This window comes from Rhodopseudomonas palustris (genome assembly GCF_003591005.1).
Taxonomy (GTDB): domain Bacteria; phylum Pseudomonadota; class Alphaproteobacteria; order Rhizobiales; family Xanthobacteraceae; genus Rhodopseudomonas; species Rhodopseudomonas palustris_K.
Genome location: NZ_QYYD01000049.1, coordinates 1 through 16,943 on the forward strand (window position 1 = coordinate 1; position 16,943 = coordinate 16,943).

The window sequence follows — 16,943 nt, forward strand, 5'->3', positions numbered from 1 at the left end:
GCTCCCTCGTCTGAAGTTACGACAACCTCAGTCTGGCACATCGATGCCGTTCGGGGGCCGTCCACCCCATCATTCCGCGACGCTCGCCCTAACCCCAAGCACCGTCATTCCGGGGCGCTCGCACTTGCGAGCGAACCCGGAATCCCGATGTTGTGGAAACCGCAGAGGCGCAGAACCCATCGAGATTCCGGGTTCGCACGGCTGCGCCGCGCGCCCCGGAATGACGGCGGGTCGGGCTGGCGATTGCCCAAATTGCGGGGTGCCTGCTACACCACGGCGGCGGCGCACTTGCCGCACAACAATCCGGTCGATCCCATGTCCAAATCCACCCGTGCGACGCAGATGCTGGAGAAGCTTGGCGTCACTTTCAAGCTGCACACTTATGAGTACGATCCGAATGCCGACGCGATCGGGCTGGCGGCGGCGGCGGCGCTCGGGGTCGAGCCGCGGCGGATGTTGAAATCGTTGATGGCCGAACTCGCCGGCAAGCCGGTCTGCGCCGTGATCGCATCCGATCGTGAGGTCAGCATGAAGAAGCTCGCAAGCGCACTCGGCGGCAAGAGCGCCAAGATGATGAAGCCGGCCGACGCCGAGCGGCTGACCGGCTATTACGTCGGCGGCATCTCGCCGTTCGGTCAGAAAAAGCGCGTGCCGGTGGCGATCGACGAAGCCGCGCTGGCCGAGACCACGGTGTATCTCAATGGCGGCCAGCGCGGCCTGCAGATCGAGATCGACCCGCGCGAGGCGGTGAAAGCGCTCGGCGCCGTGACCAGGCCGCTGGCCGCGGAGTGAGCGCGGCCGCGACGCAGCGCCATCGATCGCGCCTAACTACCAGTCGCAACTAACTGCGTTGCGTCTGCGCTCCCGGCGGCTATGCTTGCGTGATCAGCGCCCGGGGATCCGCCATGACCGACACGATCGCAGCACGCGGCGAGATCCGGGCGCTCGGCCCGGCCGACACCGATCGCTACTGCAATCATCTGGCACGGCTCGATCCGGAGGCGCGGCGGATGCGGTTCTTTGCCGACGTGTCTGAATTCCACGTGCTGTTTCACGCCGGCGCGGCGCTGTCCGACGGACGCGTGGTGATCGGCTATGTCGAGGACGACGAAATCCGTGGCGCCTGCGAATTGCTGGCCAGCGGCGAGGATTCGCACGGCGCCGAGGCGGCGTTCAGCGTCGAGCAGGACTGGCGCCGTGCCGGCATCGGCGCCCTGCTGATGACCGCGATGATCGACGCGGCGCGGCAGCGCGGCGTGCGGCGCATCGAGCTGCAGTGCCTCAAGACCAATCTGCCGATGCAGGCGCTGGCGGCGCGCTTCACCTCCGACCTGCGCCAGATCGGCGACACCACGCTGGCGGTGCTGGACAACAGCCCGGCGGCCGCCGGCTGAGGCGCGCGCCCCGCGGTCGCCCGCCTTCGACCAAAAGCCGCTTGCAAGACCGCGTTATATATTCTTACATTCGAATTTACGAAGATAAAGCATCTCGCTCCGGCCGGATGCGCCAGCGCAGACCCAACAACAAGCATCGGCGAACTGCGGCCGAACCTTTCAGGAAACGCAACCAGAACAAGCAAAGCCGCGCGAGCGGCGAAAGGAGATGGCAGATGGCCCACATCCTGATCATGGGCGCCGGGCTCGGCGGCGTGGTGATGGCCTATGAGATGAAAGATCAGCTCGGCTACGACGACAAGCTCACCGTCGTCACCAAGGATCCGATCTATCACTTCGTGCCGTCCAACCCGTGGGTCGCGGTGAAATGGCGGACGCGCGAGGCGGTGCAGGTCGATCTGGCGCCGACCTTCGCGCGCCGCGGCATCGACTACAAGGCGGTGCCGGTGACCAAGGTCGAGCCGCAGCAGAACCGCGTCGTGCTCGCCGACGGCAGCGTGGTCGACTACGATTTCCTGATCATCGCCACCGGCCCCGAACTCGCGTTCGACGAGATCCCCGGCCTCGGCCCCGACGGCTATACCGCCTCGATCTGCCATGTCGATCACGCCGTCGAGGCTTCCGAACGCTTCGAGCAGTTCTGCAGAAATCCGGGCCCGATCGTCACCGGCGCGGTGCAGGGCGCGTCGTGCTTCGGTCCCGCTTACGAGTTCACCTTCATCCTCGACACCGAGCTACGCCGCCGCAAGATCCGTGACCGGGTGCCGATGACCTTCATCACGCCGGAGCCGTATATCGGCCATCTCGGCCTCGATGGCGTCGGTGATACCAAGGGCCTGCTCGAAGCCGAGATGCGCCAGCACCACATCAAGTTCATGACCAACAGCCGCGTCGCGCGGGTCGAGGACGGCAAGCTGATCGCCGAGGAGATCGCCGAGGACGGCTCGGTGAAGAAGACCGCCGAGCTGCCGTTCGGCTTTTCGATGCTGATCCCCGGCTTCCGCGGCATCGCGCCGCTGCGCGGCATCGACGGGCTGGTCAATCCGCGCGGCTTCGTGCTGATCGACAAGCACCAGCGCAACCCGACCTACACCAACGTGTTCGCGGTCGGCGTCTGCGTCGCCATTCCGCCGACCGGGCCGACGCCGGTGCCGTGCGGCGTGCCAAAGACCGGCTTCATGATCGAGTCGATGGTAACCGCCACGGCGCACAACATCCGCCAGATCATGGACGGACAGCCGCCAAGTCATCAGGCGACCTGGAACGCGGTGTGTCTCGCCGATTTCGGCGACAGCGGCGTCGCCTTCGTGGCGCAGCCGCAGCTGCCGCCGCGCAATGTCAACTGGTCGGCGTCGGGCGTGTGGGTGCACAACGCCAAGATCGCCTTCGAGAAGTACTTCCTGCGCAAGATGAGCCGCGGCGAGAGCGAGCCGTTCTACGAGAAGGCGATGCTCGATATTCTCGGTATCGGCAAGCTGAAGAAGACCACCGAGAACGCTTGAGCGGGCCACCGCCCTGCGCGTCGCACCGCTTGCGGCGCGCGGGCGCGGCGATCCAGGCACCGCGCCAGGTCTTCATGGCTTCGCCCCGAGCCGTCGCGGCCCGGCGCCGTGGCGACCGAGTTCGTCGTCGGGATTGCGCAGCGGGCAGTCCTCCAGCGACAGGCAGCCGCAGCCGATGCAAGTGGTGATCTGGTCGCGCAACTGCGTCAGGCCGACGATGCGCGCTTCCAGCATGGCTTTCCACGCCCTGGCGAACCGCGCCCAATCGGCTTTGGACGGAACGCGATCGTGGGGCAAATCGACCAGCGCGTCGTGAATGGTCGCGAGCGGGATGCCGGCGAGCAGCGCGACGCGGATGATGGCAATGCGGCGAAGCACCGAGCGATGATAGCGGCGCTGGTTGCCCTCGGTGCGCCAGCCCTGGATCAGCCCCTTGGCTTCATAGAAATGCAGGGTCGAAACCGCCACGCCGCTCCGTTTGGCGGCTTCGCCGACGGTCAGCGCGATCTTGGTGGTGGCGTCGGTCATCCTAAAACTCTGCAACGGCGGCTGAATACAGCAACTCTCTGCAAACTGCATGCGATTGCGCAACAGAAAGCGCCGAGGGCACGAACCTGCGCGGTGACGCACGGTTTCGCTCCGCAGCGAGCGCGCACGAGATTACTTGGCGGACACCGCGTCGGTCTCGGCCGACGTTTGGTGGAGCCCGCCTGCTGCGCCGGCGTGGCGGTCGGCGGCGAGCAGCGTGTAGAAGGCCGGCAGCACGAATAGCGTGAACAGCGTCCCGACCAGCATGCCCATCACCACCACGATGCCGATGGCGAAGCGGCTGGCGGCACCCGCCCCCTCGGCGAACAGCAGCGGCACAAGACCGGCGACCATCGCGGCCGTGGTCATCAGCACCGGCCGCATCCGCACTTTCGCCGACTGCAGAATAGCGTCGCGGCGGCCGAGCCCCTGCTCGCGCTGAATCTGGTTGGCGAACGCCACCATCAGGATGCCGTGCTTGGAGATCAGCCCGATCAGCGTCACCAGCCCGATCTGGGTGTAGATGTTGAGGGTGGTGTAGCCGAGATACAGCGGCAGCAGCGCGCCGCAGATCGCCAGCGGCACCGTCACCAGAATCACCAGGGGATCGCGGAAGCTCTCGTACTGCGCGGCCAGCACCAGGAAGATCACGACGAGTGCGAAACCGAAGATGATTGTGAGACGGTTGCCCTCCTGGACGTATTGCCGGCTGTCGCCGAGCCAGTCGATGGTGACGCCGGGCGAGCGCGGCTGCGCTTCCATGAACGCCACCGCCTGCCCCATCGTCGCCCCCGGCCGCAGCACCGCCGACAGCGTCGCTGCGTTCATCTGGTTGAACTGCGGCAGCCGGTTGGCGCTCGGCTTCACCGAAACCGAGGCGACGGTCGACAGCGGAATCATCTCGCCGGAGCGGGTGCGGACCTGATAACGCCCGATCGTTTCCGGCGTCAGCCGGTCGCTGCGACGAACCTGCGGGATGACGTCGTAAGAGCGGCCGTAATAGTTGAAGCGGTTGACGTAGTTCTCGCCGACCAGCACGGCGAGCGTGTCGGCGATCGCCTGCATGGTGACCCCGACCTCGCCGGCCTTGCCGCTGTCGATGCGGATCTGCGCGGTCGGGCTGTCGAAGGCGAGATCGCTGTCGACGAACACGAACAGGCCACTGCGCCACGCCGATGCTTTCAGCGCCTCCATCTCGCGGTAGATGGCGTCGAAACCTGCGGGCGAACGCAGCACCATCTGGAATGGCAGGCCACCTGTCGAGGCCGGCAGCGCTGCCGGTTGGAACGGCGTGACGGACGCCTCGTGGACGCCGCCCACGGCGTGATACAGCGCCGCCTGGATGTCGGTGGCCGAGCGCTGGCGTTCGCTCCAGTCCTTGAGAATGATGCCGCCGAACGCATTGTTCAGCCCGTCGGTGCCGACGACGAAGAAATTGGCGGCGTATTCCGGCATCGACCGGAAGATCTGCTGGACCTGTCCGGCCGCCGCTGTCGTGTAATCGAGATTGGCGTATTGCGGCGCCCGCACTGCGGTGAAGACATAGCCCTGGTCTTCCTGCGGCGCGAGTTCGCGCTTGGCGCCTGAGAACAGCCCCGCGATCGCGAGCAGCATGGTGCCGGCAACCAGCAGCACCGCCGGCCGGATCGCCAGCGTCGCGGCGAGCAGCCGGCCATAGCCACTCGCGAGCGCCGCGAGGCGGCGTTCGACCATCTTGGCGAAGCGGCTCTCGGTTTGCCTGCCGCCGAGCAGCCGCGAACTCATCATCGGCGACAGCGTCAGCGCGATCAGTCCCGAGACCACTACCGAGCCTGCCAGCGTGAAGGCGAATTCGCGGAACAGGCTGCCGGTCAGGCCGCCCATCAGGCCGATCGGCGCATAGACGGCGGCGAGCGTGATCGTCATCGCGATCACCGGACCGACGATCTCGCGGGCGCCGACCAGCGCCGCCTCGCGCGGCGACAGCCCATCCTCGATGTGGCGATGGATGTTCTCGACCACGACGATGGCGTCGTCGACCACCAGCCCGATCGCCAGCACCATCGCCAGCAGGGTCAGCAGGTTGAGCGAGAATCCGAACGCCAGCATCAGCGCCGCGGTCCCGACCAGCGACAGCGGGATGGTGATCACCGGAATGACCACGGCGCGTAGCGAGCCGAGAAACAGGAAGATCACCACCACGACGATGAGGCCGGCTTCGATCAGCGTATGCAGCACCTCATCGATGGCGGCGTTGACGAAGTGAGCCACATCGAATTGGTTCTCGACCGTCAAACCGGGCGGCGCCACGCTTTGCATCGCCGGGATCAGCGCCTTGGTGGCCGCTACGATCTCCAGCGGATTGCCGTCGGGTGTCGGGGCGATCTGCAGATAGACGGCGCGGCGCGCGCTCGCCCAGCCGAGGGTGTTGCGGTTCTGGCTGCCGATTTCGATGTCGGCGACATCGCGCAGCCGCACCAGGGCGTCGGCTCCGGTCTTGATCACCATTTCGCGAAAGTCGTCGACTGTGGTGACGTCGGTTGCGGCGGTGATGTTGGTGACGGTGCTGCCGCTCTCGAGCCGGCCGGGTGCGGCGTGCACGTTGTTGGCGCGCAGCGCCGCGGAGACGTCGCCCGCCGTCAGGTTGCGGGCGGCGAGCTTGACCGGATCCAGCCACACCCGCATCGACAACGCCTGCGCGGCGGCGAGATCGGCGGAAGCGACGCCCTTGACCGACGTGATCAGCGGCTGTGCGACCCTCGTGACGAAATCGGTGATCTGCGGAATCGTCAGCGTGTCGCTGACGAAGGCGACGTACTGCACCGCCGAGGCGCCATCGGTGATCTTCGTCACCACCGGATCGTAAGCGCCGGCCGGCAGCCGGTACTTGACCTGCTGAACCTTGGCCAGCACATCGGTCATCGCCCGGTCGGAATTGGCGTTGAGCACGAGCTTGGCCTTGACCTGGCTCTGCCCCATGGTCGAGCTCGAGGTGAGATATTCGATGCCGTCGGCGGAGGCGATTGCCTGCGCGATCGGGGTGGTGACGAAGCCCTGCATCACCTCCTGGGTCGCGCCGGGAAACATCGTATCGACCGTGATGGTCGCGCTTTCGAGGTTGGGATATTGCCGCACCGGCAGCGACAAGAACGCGCTCGCACCCGCCATCAGGATCAGCAGGCTGACCACCACGGACAGGATCGGCCGGCGGATGAATAGATCGGTGAACCGCATGACGCCGCCCCCCACAGTCACGGGCGCGACGCGGCCGCCGAAGCGCCCACGCTGACCGGCCCGCCCGGCTGGACGCGGAGCTGACCGTTGGTGATCACGACGTCGCCGCTGCTGAGCCCGGCCTCGACCACGATGCGGTCGCCGCGCCGCTGGCCGGTCGTGACCGGCACGGGCGCGGCTTTGCCGTCGCGGACGACGAGGACGCTGTCCCCCGACGCGCCGGTCTGGATCGCGGTCGCCGGCACAAGAATCGCCGACGGGCGCGGCGGCTGTGCGATGCCGACGGTGACGTAAAGGCCGGGCCGCAGCTTGCGGTCCGGATTGCCGAGCGTGGCCTGGACCCGCACGTTGCGGGTGTCGTGCTGCACCAGCGGCTCAATCGCGTTGATCCGGGCCGCAAAGTCCTGACCGGGATAGGCGTCGGTGCGCACTGTGACCTCGCCGCCGAGCACGAGCTTCGACAGATCCTGCTGCGGCACAGTGAAATTGGCGTAGAGCCGGTCGAGCGCGGTGAGCGTCGTCAGGGCGTCGCCGGGGTTGACGTATTGACCGAGATTGACCCGGCGAATGCCGAGCAACCCGGCGAACGGCGCGCGGATCGTCTTCTGCGAGATCAACGCCTCGATTCGCTCAGCCGCGGCCTCAGCCTGCTCCTGTTCGGTGACGCGCTGATCGAGCAGCTGCTGCGTCGCGGCGTCGGTCGCCACAAGCCGGCGCGAACGGTCGAGCTGCAGCCGCGCAAATTGTGCGCGCGAGACCGCCTCGGCGCGCTGCGCCCGCTCCGGCGCATCGTAGAGTTCGACGAGAGGCATGCCGGCCTCGACCGCCATTCCCGCCTCGAACCGGATCGCGACGACGCGGCCGGCGACCTCGGGCGCCAGCGTCAGCTCCTGCACCGCCTGCAACGAGCCAGTGGCTTCGAGCGATTGCGGCAGCGGCTCCGGTTCGATCGTGATGGCTGAGACCTCGATCGACGGGCGGACATGCCCGGCAACGGCTGGCGCGAGCCGCGCCTGACGCCACAGATAGATCCCGGCGAAGACCGACGCCAGGATCGGAATCGCGATGACCACCGATGCCAGTCGGTGCCGAGTGTCGGGCAGGGGTCGCAAGGTGTCGGTCATCGCCGGCTCCAAACCGCATCCACGCGCGTTCGGCACCAGAGCCGCCGCAGCGGAACAACGTGCGCTGCGGCGGGCGGAAACAAACGAGCCGCCCCCTCCTACAACCTCAACAATAGCTGAGGTCTACTGCTCCAATAGTCGGGGCTCGGTAGCGCGACTGCCGCTGCGCACGGTCGAGAGGTCATCGTGCAAGGCGTCGATGCGCAACGCCAATCGCGTTTGAGACGTAGTGCCTGCGCAAGATCAGCCGCAGCGAGAGCGAGCCGCAGGACTGCACCGCGCATGCGCGCCTTGCGCGGCGCGGCGGTTGTGATCGGCTGCCGAACTGCTTAAGGCTGGGGGTTAAAATCAACGGGAGGCGGCGTTCAGCGCGAAGGGTCAGCCCCGGCGTGCGCCGCTCCATCGCCCGGGCCCCACATGACCACGACGACGCCGACCGCCGAAGCCCACCGCTTCGGCTGGATCATCGACCAGCCTTATCTCCTGCTCAGCCTGACCTCGCTGTTCTGGGCCGGCAACGCCATCGTCGGCCGCTTCATCGCCGGCCACTTCCCGCCTGTGACGCTGTCGTTTCTGCGCTGGAGCGTCGCGTTCCTGATCGTGATTCCGTTCGCCTGGCGGCACCTCGTCGCTGATCGGATGATGATCCGCCGCCACATCAAGCTGCTGGTGGCGGTGTCGGTGATCGGGATCAGCACCTTCAACACGCTGCAATATACGTCGCTGCAGTACACCTCGGCGCTCAACGTGCTGCTGTTGCAATCGGTCGGGCCGCTGTTCGTGGCGGTCTGGGCGCTGATCATTCTCGGTGTCCGGCTGACGCTGATGCAGGCGGTCGGCGTGTTTGCGTCGATGATCGGCGTCGCGGTGATCATTTTGCATGGCAACGTCGCCGAACTGGCGGCGATCGAGCTCAACTACGGCGACCTGCTGTTTCTCGGCGCGATGGCGGCGTTCGGCCTGTTCACGGTGCTGTCGCAGAAGCGGCCGGCGATTCACGGCCTGTCTTTCCTTGCCTTCACGTTCGGCTGCGGCGCGGTCTTTCTGGTTCCGCTGCTGGTCTGGGAGTTGTCGGTGCGGACGCCGCCGGCATTCGACCTCATCAACGTCTCTGCGGTGGCTTACGTCTCGATCTTCCCGTCGATCGTCGCCTATTTGTGCTACAATCGCGGCGTTCGGATGATCGGCGCCAATCGTGCGGCGCCGTTCTTTCATCTCATCCCTGTGTTCGGCTCGGCGATGGCGATCCTGTTTCTCGGCGAGCAGCCGCATCTGTATCACGCCGTCGGCTACGCGCTGGTGATCATCGGCGTGGTGGCGGCGGCGCGCAAACAAAAGGCCGCCGCGGCCTGAGACGCGCAGCGCCGGCGCGTTCACGCATGACGGCATTCCGCCGCGGGCCTTTGCGGCCCCGCCGAATTCGGGCATGGCTGGCGCTCACGCCAACCGCCTGTGACGCTTGATCGCTCCGCTCCGCAAGGCTTTCGGCTGGCTCGCCAACCAGCCCTATCTGCTACTCAGCCTGAGCTCGCTGTTCTGGGCCGGCAATATCGTGCTTGGCCGCGCCGTCGCCGGCCACATTCCGCCGGCGACGCTGTCCTGCGTGCGCTGGGCCGGCGCACTGCTGCTGATGCTGCCGGTGGCGTGGCCGCATCTGCGCCGCGACTGGCGCAAGCTGCGCGCTCATTGGCGGCTGATGGTGCTGCTGTCGGCGACCGGCTTCGCGGTCAACAACGTGCTGTCGTATTGGGGGCTGCAATACACCCAGGCGCTGAACGCGCTGCTGCTGCAGTCGTCCGGGCCGCTGTTCGTGGCGCTGTGGTCGCTGCTGCTGTTCGGGGTGCGGCTGACCTTCACGCAAGCGCTCGGCATCGCGCTGTCGCTGCTCGGCGTGCTCACCATCATCCTGCGCGGCGACTTCGGGGCGCTGGCACAGGTCGAGTTCAACCGCGGCGACCTGATGATCGCTGGCGCGCTGTTCGCGTTCGGGCTGTATTCGGCGATCATGCCGAAGCGGCCGGCGACGCATCCGCTGTCGCTGGTCACTGTCGGCACCGCCGGCGGCGCGCTGCTGCTGCTGCCGCTCGCCGCACTGGAATTTGCCGCCGGCGCGCGGCCGAGTGCCGACTGGATCACCGCGGCATCGCTGGCCTATGTGATGATCTTCCCGTCTGTGCTGGCCTATCTCTGCTTCAACCGCGGCGTCGCGCTGATCGGGCCGAACCGTTCGGCACCGTTCCTGCACCTGATGCCGGTGTTCGGCTCGGTGATGGCGATCGTGCTGCTCGGCGAAAAGCCGGAGCTGTTCCATCTGGCAGGCTACGCCATGGTGATCGCCGGCGTCTTCATCGCCGCGAGGCGGTGAGAAAACGCCGTCATTCCGGGGCGCGCGCCCACCCGGAATCTCGAAGTTGTGGAAACGTCGGAGTCGCAGAACGCTGCGGGATTCCGGGTTCGCGCTGCGCGCGCCCCGGAATGACGTGCTTGGGGCGCGCGCCCCGGAATGACGTGCTTGGGGTAGGCGCCCCGGAATGACGTGGTTGGGGGGCCTCGCCTTTTCGTTGCGTTTCGCGCAGTCTGTCGGTCCAAGAAAAAGAACCATCCGGGAGGATTCTGATGCGATCGATCTGCGCCGCGGTTGCGGCTGCCGTGCTGCTGTCCACCGCCGTCGCTATGCCGGCACGCGCCGACACGACCTACCCCAACCGCAACATCACGCTCGTGCTGCCGTTTGCGGCCGGCAGCGGCACCGACACGACGACGCGGCTGATCTCGCAGAAGCTCGGCCAGGCGCTCGGCGTCGGCATGGTGATCGAGAACAAGGCCGGCGCCAACGGCATGATCGCCGCCACCTATGTGGCCCGCGCGCAGCCCGACGGCTACACGTTGTTCGTCACCACTAACACCACGCATTCGGCCAACCCGTATCTGCTGAAGACGCTCAGCTACGACCCGGTGAAGGACTTCACCCCGGTGGCGCGCACCGGCGACCTGCCGTTCATGCTGGTGATCAATCCTGACGTGCCGGCCAAGACGGTCGGCGAACTGATCGCCTACGCCAAGGCCAACCCCGGCAAGCTGACCTACGCGTCGGGCTCGTCGTCGGCGATCGTGTCGGGCGCGACCTTCGCCCGCAAGGCGGGGATCGACCTGCTGCACGTGCCCTACAAGAGCTCGCCGCCGGCGCTCAACGACGTGATCGGCGGCCGCGTCACCATGATGTTCACCGACGTGCTGACCGGCCTGCCGCACGTTCAGGGCGGCGCACTTCGCGCGCTCGCCGTCACCACCAAGGACCGCTCGCCGCTGGTGCCGGATCTGCCGTCGATGCAGGAAGCCGGCGTGCCCGACTTCGACATCACCTCCTGGCAGGGCTATTTCGCGCCGGCCGGCACGCCGAAGGAAGTGGTGACCAAGCTCAACACCGAAATCCGCAAGATCGTCGAAGACCCCGAGACCAAGGCCAAGCTCGCCACGCTCGGCATGGACGCGTTCTCCGGCACGCCGGAAGATCTCGGCAAATTCGTCGGCGATCAGCTGGTGCTGTGGGAGAAGCTGGTGCGCGAGGCGGGGATCGAGAAGCAGTAGGCCTACCCACGCGAGTCATTCCGGGGCGCGCGCACTTTGCGCGTGAACCCGGAATCTCGAAGACGTGGAAACGTCGGAGTCGCAGAACGTCTCGGGATTCCGGGTTCGCGCGCAAGTGCGCGCGCCCCGGAATGACGTGCTTGTGGCGAGGTGATTGTTACTCCCCCTGCCCTACGCCCCGCCGATCAAAATCCCCACCGCCAGCACGATGACGCCGCCGAGCACGATCTGAAACACCGCGTGCAGGAACGGCGTGTCCATGTACTTGGCGCGAATGTAGGCGATCGCCCAGAGCTCGACGAACACCACGACGCCGGCGATCGCGGTGGCGATCCAGAATGCGTTGGCCCAGGTGTCGGGGACGAGATACGGCAGCGTGTGGCCGAGGCCGCCGAGCGTTGTCATCAGCCCGCAGATGCCGCCGCGCAGCCACGGCGAACCGCGGCCGGTCATCGAGCCGTCGTCGGACAGCGCCTCGGCGAAGCCCATCGAGATGCCGGCGCCGATCGACGCCGCGAGGCCGACCAGGAAGGTCGGCCAGTTCTGATGCGTCGCGAACGCCGCGGCGAACAGCGGCGCCAGCGTCGACACCGAGCCGTCCATCAACCCGGCGAGCCCGGGCTGGACGTATTGCAGCACGAACATCCGCCGCGCGGTGTGGTCCTCGGCGCTGCGGGCGTCGGGCGTGAGGATGCGGTCGGTCAGCTGGGTGGCGCGCTGCTCGTGGCGCTTCTCGAATTCGGCAAGGTCGGTCAGCAGCTTGCGGATGTGGACGTCGGTGGCGCGCTCCGCGGCGCGCTCGTAGAAGCGCTGCGCCTCGAACTCCATGGTCTCGGCTTCCTTGCGGATTCGCTCCAGCGGCAGATTGCGCGTCAGCCAGATCGGCCGGCGGCGGATGAAGCCTTTGACGTCCTCGCGGCGGATCGGCGGCAGATTGGGCCCGAACCGCTCCTCGTAGATCCGCAGCAGCATGTGGCGATGGCCCTGCTCCTGCTGCGCCATCTCGGCGAAGACCCGGGCCGAATCGGGATAGCGCTCGGCGAGATCCTCGGCGAAGGCGAGATAGATCCGGCTGTCCTCCTCTTCGGCCGAAATGGCCACGGCCAGGATTTCTCGCTCGGTCAGGTCGGAAAATGCCTTCATGGGCAACGGCTCGCGGTATTTTAGAACGGTTCTAATCTGTAAGCCGCCCGCTGCCGCCTGTCAAAACCGTGCTGCGCATTCGGCCGCAGGCTTCGTCATCGCAGCGTCACCGATCCGTCAGTCGCCTGTGATCCGCCGCCGCCACAACACCGCCATCCAACAACAGGAGGCTGTTCATGCGGAAACTACTGCTCGGCTCGGTCGCGATCCTTGCGCTGACAACGTCTGGCGCACTGGCGCAATCCGAAGGCGAATTTCCGGCGACGCTGGCCGGCCACGCCGTGATGCCGGCTGCCTCGTTCATCGACGCCCCGGCGGACGCGCCGGCCGACCTGAAAACCTCGGGCAAGTACACCACCGGCAAGCGCATTACCGAGGCCGGCAGCATCGAGGGCAAGTCCAACGGCCGCCCGACCGGCGTATCGCTGCCGTTCAAGGGGCAGCCGCTGCAGGGCCATTCCGGCATCAAGAAAATGGACGACGGCAGCTTCTGGGTGCTGACCGACAACGGCTTCGGCTCGCGCTACAACTCGGCCGACGCCATGCTGTTTCTCAGCCATCTGAAGATGGATTGGGCGGCCAGCAAGGTCGACCGCGTCGCCACCATTTTCCTGCACGATCCCGACAAGAAGGTGCCGTTCCGCATCGTCCACGAGGACACCGACAAGCGCTATCTCACCGGCGCCGATTTCGACCCCGAAGGCTTTCAGATCATCGGCGACAAGATCTGGATCGGCGAGGAGTTCGGCCCCTATGTCATCGAGACCGACATGAGCGGCAAGGTGCTGAGCGTCACCGAGACGATGGCCGACGGCAAGCCGGTGAAGTCGCCCGACCATTGGTCGGTGCAGTCGCCCGGCGCGCCGGGCGCCAGCTACACCGGCGTCAACCTCCGCCGTTCCAAGGGCTATGAGGGCTTCGCCGCCTCCAAGGACGGCAAGTTCCTGTACGGCCTGCTCGAAGGCCCGCTGTGGGACGCCGACAAGAAGGACTGGGAAAAGCTGGACGGCAAGGAAGCCGCGCGCATCCTGGAGTTCGACGTCGCCCAAAAGACCTTCACCGGCCGCTCCTGGACCTATGCGTTCGAGCAGAACGGCAACGCGATCGGCGACTTCAACATGATCGACGCCACCCACGGCCTGGTGATCGAGCGCGACAATGGCGAAGGGACCAAGGACAAGGCCTGCGCCGACGGCAAGACCGGCACCGACTGCTTCAACGACCTCGCCCGGTTCAAGCGCGTCTACAAGATCGAGCTGACTGAGGCGGGCGCCGGCAAGCCGGTGAAGAAGATCGGCTATATCGACCTGATGAAGATCCGCGACCCGGACAAGAAGGCCAAGAAGCCGCTCACCGACGGCGCGCTGGCATTCCCGTTCTTCACCATCGAGAATGTCGACAAGGTCGACGACCGCCACATCATCGTCGGCAACGACAACAACCTGCCGTTCTCGTCGAGCCGCGACCCCAACAAGGCCGACGACAATGAGTTCGTCCTGCTGGAAGTCGCCGACTTCCTGAAGGCGAAGTAAGCACGCGCCTCAGCGTTCTGCCCTGGTCGCAATAGGGCATCGATGGCCCTCTTGTCCGATGACCTCACCACACGTCATGCCCGGCCTTGTGCCGGGCATGACGCCTTACTGAAGGAGATGCAGGAAAGGCATGGATGGCCGGGACAAGCCCGGCCATGACGCGGGGATAGCTAAGTGCTTCGATCAAACGGCCGGCGACATCCAGCGCGACAGGCGGGCGAACATGCCGGGGGCGACCGGCGGCGGCGCTTCGTCGGCGACATCGCCGATGTGGTGCAGGAAGTGTTCGAGGAAGAGCTGGTCGCAAGTTTCTGTGACGACAAATTCGTCACCACCGCTGACGACGATATAGTCGTAGAGCATCGGTCCGACGAATGGCAGCGTCGGCGCACTGGCGATGTCTTTGCTGATCACGAACACATCGGGATCGAGCCCGTGCGCGATCATCGTGCGCGTCAGCAGGTTCAGATTGCCGACGAACTCCGGTTCGAAAGCGACGGTCCCTTGCAACGATATCGACATGCACTCCCTTTCTGTTCGGCAGGCATGCCCCCAACCGTTGGATAGTCGCGCGATCATACACCCTGGTTCAAGGGTGATCAGTTCAAGCGCGGTCACGTCTGCGCGAACGTGCCGCACCGCAACATCGCTGAACTACCAACGCACGGGGTCAGCATCTCCGGCGGCGCCGCATGTCATGCGAAAACGCCGCCCGAAGGGCGGCGCCATCGCGTGGTAAGCTGGAATCTACAGCAGTCAGGCGGCGCGGACTTTGTGGAGAAATTCATCGACCGCCGATTGCAGTGCGCCGGACTGACCGTCGAGCGCGCGGGCGTGAGACAGCACCTGTCCGGCGGCGTCGCCGGTTGCCGACGCGGCGGCGTTGACGCCGCCGATGTGCTCGCTGATCTCGCTGGAGCCCGCCGCCACCGACTGGATGTTGCGGGCGATCTCGCGGGTCGCCGAGCCCTGCTGCTCCACGGCGCTGGAAATCGCCATGGTGATGTTGTTCATCTCGCCGATCGTCGACGTGATGTGATTGATCGACTCCACCGCTGTGGCGGTCGAGGACTGCATCGCCGACACCTGCGCGGAAATTTCCTCGGTCGCTTTGGCGGTCTGGCTGGCCAGCGCCTTCACTTCGCTCGCCACCACCGCAAAGCCGCGGCCGGATTCCCCGGCCCGCGCGGCCTCGATCGTGGCGTTGAGCGCCAGCAAATTTGTCTGCGATGCGATCGAGTGGATCAGCTGCACCACCTCGCCGATTTTTTCGGCGCCGACCGACAGCAGCTTGACGGTTTCGTTGGTGCGGTCGGCATCGCTGACCGCCTTGCTGGCGATCTCGCGCGACTGCTGCACCTGGCGCGAGATCTCGGCGACCGACGCCGACAGCTCCTCGGATGCCGAGGCGACCGTGCTGACCATGGATGAAGACGTATCCGAGGCCGAACGCACCGCCGAGGCCCGCGAACTGGCGTCCGACGCGGTCGAGGTCATCGACTGTGCGGTCGACTGCAACTCTGCGGTCGCGCCGGCGACGCTGTGGACCACGCCCTTGACGCTCAGCTCGAATTCATCGGCGATCTTCTGCATCAGCGCTGCACGCTCGGCAGCGGCGCGCTGCTTGGCCTCGCCTTCCTGCTGCTCCAGGCTGCGAATCCGCAGCGCGTTGTCCTGAAACACCTGGACGGTCTTGGCCATCTCGCCGACTTCGTCGCCGCGTGTCGTACCGGGGATCGGCTGGTCGAGTTCGCCGGCAGCGAGCGACTGCATCCGCGCGCCGAGCCGGCCGAGTGGACTGGTGATGCTGCGCGAAATCAGCCAGGCGAACAGGCCGGCAATCAGCGCGATCGCCAGGAACGAGGCGCCGAGCGTGACGAAGATCGGCTGCAGCTTGGCATCGATATCGTCCAGGTAAGCGCCGGTGCCGACGAACATATTCCAGCCGGGGATGGCTACGCCGTAGGAAATCTTGCGGATGTTGTCGTCGCTGCCGGGGCGGCGGAAGTCGTAATGCAGCGTCACGTCGCCCTTGGCGGCGACCCCGTCGCGCAGCTCGCGCACCAGATAGCGATCGCCGGTCGCCGTGTTGATCCGGTTGGTGCCGACCGCCTTCTTGTCCGGGGTGGCGATGGTCAGGCCGTCCATGGTGTAGGCGAACAGATAGCCTTGGCCGTTGTCGTAGGTGAGCATGCTGGCGTCGCGCGCGAACTGCGCGATCGCGGCGTCCTTGGTGAGTTCGCCGGCGTCGACCTGCTTCTGCAGCCCGACCGCGAGATTGCGTCCCATCTCGGCAATCGCCTTGGTCTGCTCGAACCGGGCATTGAGCATTTCGCGCTTCATCATGTAGCCGGCGAACACGCCGGCCAGGCAGAGCCCGAGCAGCGTGCCGCCGATCAGCAGGCCGAGCTTGGGGGTGATGCGGAGATTGGCGAATTTCAACGAAGCCTCCAACGGTACCAAGGCGCGCCATCCTGGCGCGAACCGAGTGCCTGGTACGATTAGGGAGGAAATGTTCCCGGACCGTTACTGCAGCGCGACGGCTTGTCGGCAACGAGACCGGCACCGGATACCAGCGGGCATCCTGGGAGCCTGAGCGGAAATGCGCCCGCTGACTTAGCCTTGGACGCCGTCATTGTGAGTTCGAACCAATGAACACAAAGACGCGCTTTGGATGAAAGAACGCTGCCGCGAGAACCTCTCCCCGCGCGCGGGGAGAAGGAGCAGGCCGTGATTGCGGCGTCGCCTTGATCCAATCAAACTCTGACGTTGGATAGCGCGCCGGTGCGGCAGCAAGGTCGTCCGCAAATACGTCGGGGGGGGGCCCCCGGCCCCCCCCGGCCGGCCCAGAAGAAGCCGCACGCCGGGCGGGCGTTGGCCGCCGCAGCGTAGAGGGCAGGGGGGAGGCAACAACGCGGG

The 16,943-nt window shown here is 66.3% G+C and carries 13 protein-coding genes; 7 read left to right on the forward strand and 6 right to left on the reverse strand.

What is annotated here, in order from left to right; genetic code table 11:
- Positions 1-315 precede the first annotated feature (315 nt).
- The 3 genes from ybaK (at position 316) to D4Q52_RS25265 (ending at position 2,896) form a co-directional block, all read left to right on the forward strand.
- Positions 316-792: a Cys-tRNA(Pro) deacylase gene (gene ybaK / locus D4Q52_RS25255; RefSeq protein WP_119859351.1), complete on the forward strand. Its 477-nt coding sequence runs from the start codon at positions 316-318 to the stop codon at positions 790-792.
- Between the two features lie 113 nt (positions 793-905).
- A complete protein-coding gene (locus tag D4Q52_RS25260) occupies positions 906-1,394 on the forward strand; it encodes a GNAT family N-acetyltransferase (protein ID WP_119859343.1) in 489 nt (162 codons plus the stop codon).
- A 215-nt stretch (positions 1,395-1,609) separates the two neighbouring features.
- On the forward strand, positions 1,610-2,896 hold the full coding sequence (locus D4Q52_RS25265; protein WP_119859344.1) for an NAD(P)/FAD-dependent oxidoreductase: 1,287 nt from the start codon (positions 1,610-1,612) through the stop codon (positions 2,894-2,896).
- Positions 2,897-2,968: 72 nt separating this feature from the next.
- On the opposite strand, the gene soxR is transcribed toward D4Q52_RS25265, so the two are convergent.
- The 3 genes from soxR to D4Q52_RS25280 all read right to left on the reverse strand — a co-directional run bounded on the left by soxR (position 2,969) and on the right by D4Q52_RS25280 (position 7,761).
- Positions 2,969-3,424, reverse strand: coding sequence for a redox-sensitive transcriptional activator SoxR (soxR, locus tag D4Q52_RS25270; RefSeq protein ID WP_054160522.1), 456 nt, complete (start codon positions 3,422-3,424; stop codon positions 2,969-2,971).
- A 132-nt stretch (positions 3,425-3,556) separates the two neighbouring features.
- Entirely contained in the window at positions 3,557-6,637 is a 3,081-nt protein-coding gene (locus tag D4Q52_RS25275) for an efflux RND transporter permease subunit (protein WP_119859352.1), read from the reverse strand.
- A 17-nt stretch (positions 6,638-6,654) separates the two neighbouring features.
- Positions 6,655-7,761 carry an efflux RND transporter periplasmic adaptor subunit gene (locus D4Q52_RS25280; protein ID WP_119859353.1) on the reverse strand — a complete coding sequence of 369 codons (1,107 nt, stop codon included), beginning with the start codon at positions 7,759-7,761 and terminating at the stop codon, positions 6,655-6,657.
- 417 nt (positions 7,762-8,178) lie between these two features.
- Between D4Q52_RS25280 and D4Q52_RS25285 the strand changes: the two genes are divergently transcribed.
- The 3 genes from D4Q52_RS25285 to D4Q52_RS25295 all read left to right on the forward strand — a co-directional run bounded on the left by D4Q52_RS25285 (position 8,179) and on the right by D4Q52_RS25295 (position 11,349).
- Complete coding sequence (locus D4Q52_RS25285; protein ID WP_119859345.1) at positions 8,179-9,114, forward strand: DMT family transporter; 936 nt, start codon at positions 8,179-8,181, stop codon at positions 9,112-9,114.
- Positions 9,115-9,220: 106 nt separating this feature from the next.
- Positions 9,221-10,126 (forward strand): DMT family transporter, encoded by a 906-nt coding sequence (locus tag D4Q52_RS25290; RefSeq protein WP_119859346.1) that lies wholly within the window; start codon positions 9,221-9,223, stop codon positions 10,124-10,126.
- 251 nt (positions 10,127-10,377) lie between these two features.
- A complete protein-coding gene (locus D4Q52_RS25295) occupies positions 10,378-11,349 on the forward strand; it encodes a Bug family tripartite tricarboxylate transporter substrate binding protein (protein WP_119859347.1) in 972 nt (323 codons plus the stop codon).
- Between the two features lie 171 nt (positions 11,350-11,520).
- On the opposite strand, the gene mbfA is transcribed toward D4Q52_RS25295, so the two are convergent.
- Positions 11,521-12,492 (reverse strand): iron exporter MbfA, encoded by a 972-nt coding sequence (gene mbfA / locus D4Q52_RS25300; RefSeq protein WP_119859348.1) that lies wholly within the window; start codon positions 12,490-12,492, stop codon positions 11,521-11,523.
- A gap of 176 nt (positions 12,493-12,668) precedes the next feature.
- On the opposite strand from mbfA, the gene D4Q52_RS25305 reads away from it, so the two are divergent.
- Positions 12,669-14,024, forward strand: coding sequence for an esterase-like activity of phytase family protein (locus D4Q52_RS25305; RefSeq protein WP_119859349.1), 1,356 nt, complete (start codon positions 12,669-12,671; stop codon positions 14,022-14,024).
- Between the two features lie 183 nt (positions 14,025-14,207).
- On the opposite strand, the gene D4Q52_RS25310 is transcribed toward D4Q52_RS25305, so the two are convergent.
- Together D4Q52_RS25310 and D4Q52_RS25315 are read right to left on the reverse strand one after the other, a co-directional pair.
- The gene (locus tag D4Q52_RS25310) at positions 14,208-14,642 is read right to left on the reverse strand and encodes a hypothetical protein (protein WP_234831323.1); all 435 of its coding nucleotides are present in this window, start codon (positions 14,640-14,642) and stop codon (positions 14,208-14,210) included.
- 138 nt (positions 14,643-14,780) lie between these two features.
- On the reverse strand, positions 14,781-16,466 hold the full coding sequence (locus D4Q52_RS25315) for a methyl-accepting chemotaxis protein (protein ID WP_119859354.1): 1,686 nt from the start codon (positions 16,464-16,466) through the stop codon (positions 14,781-14,783).
- Between the last annotated feature and the right edge of the window lie 477 nt (positions 16,467-16,943).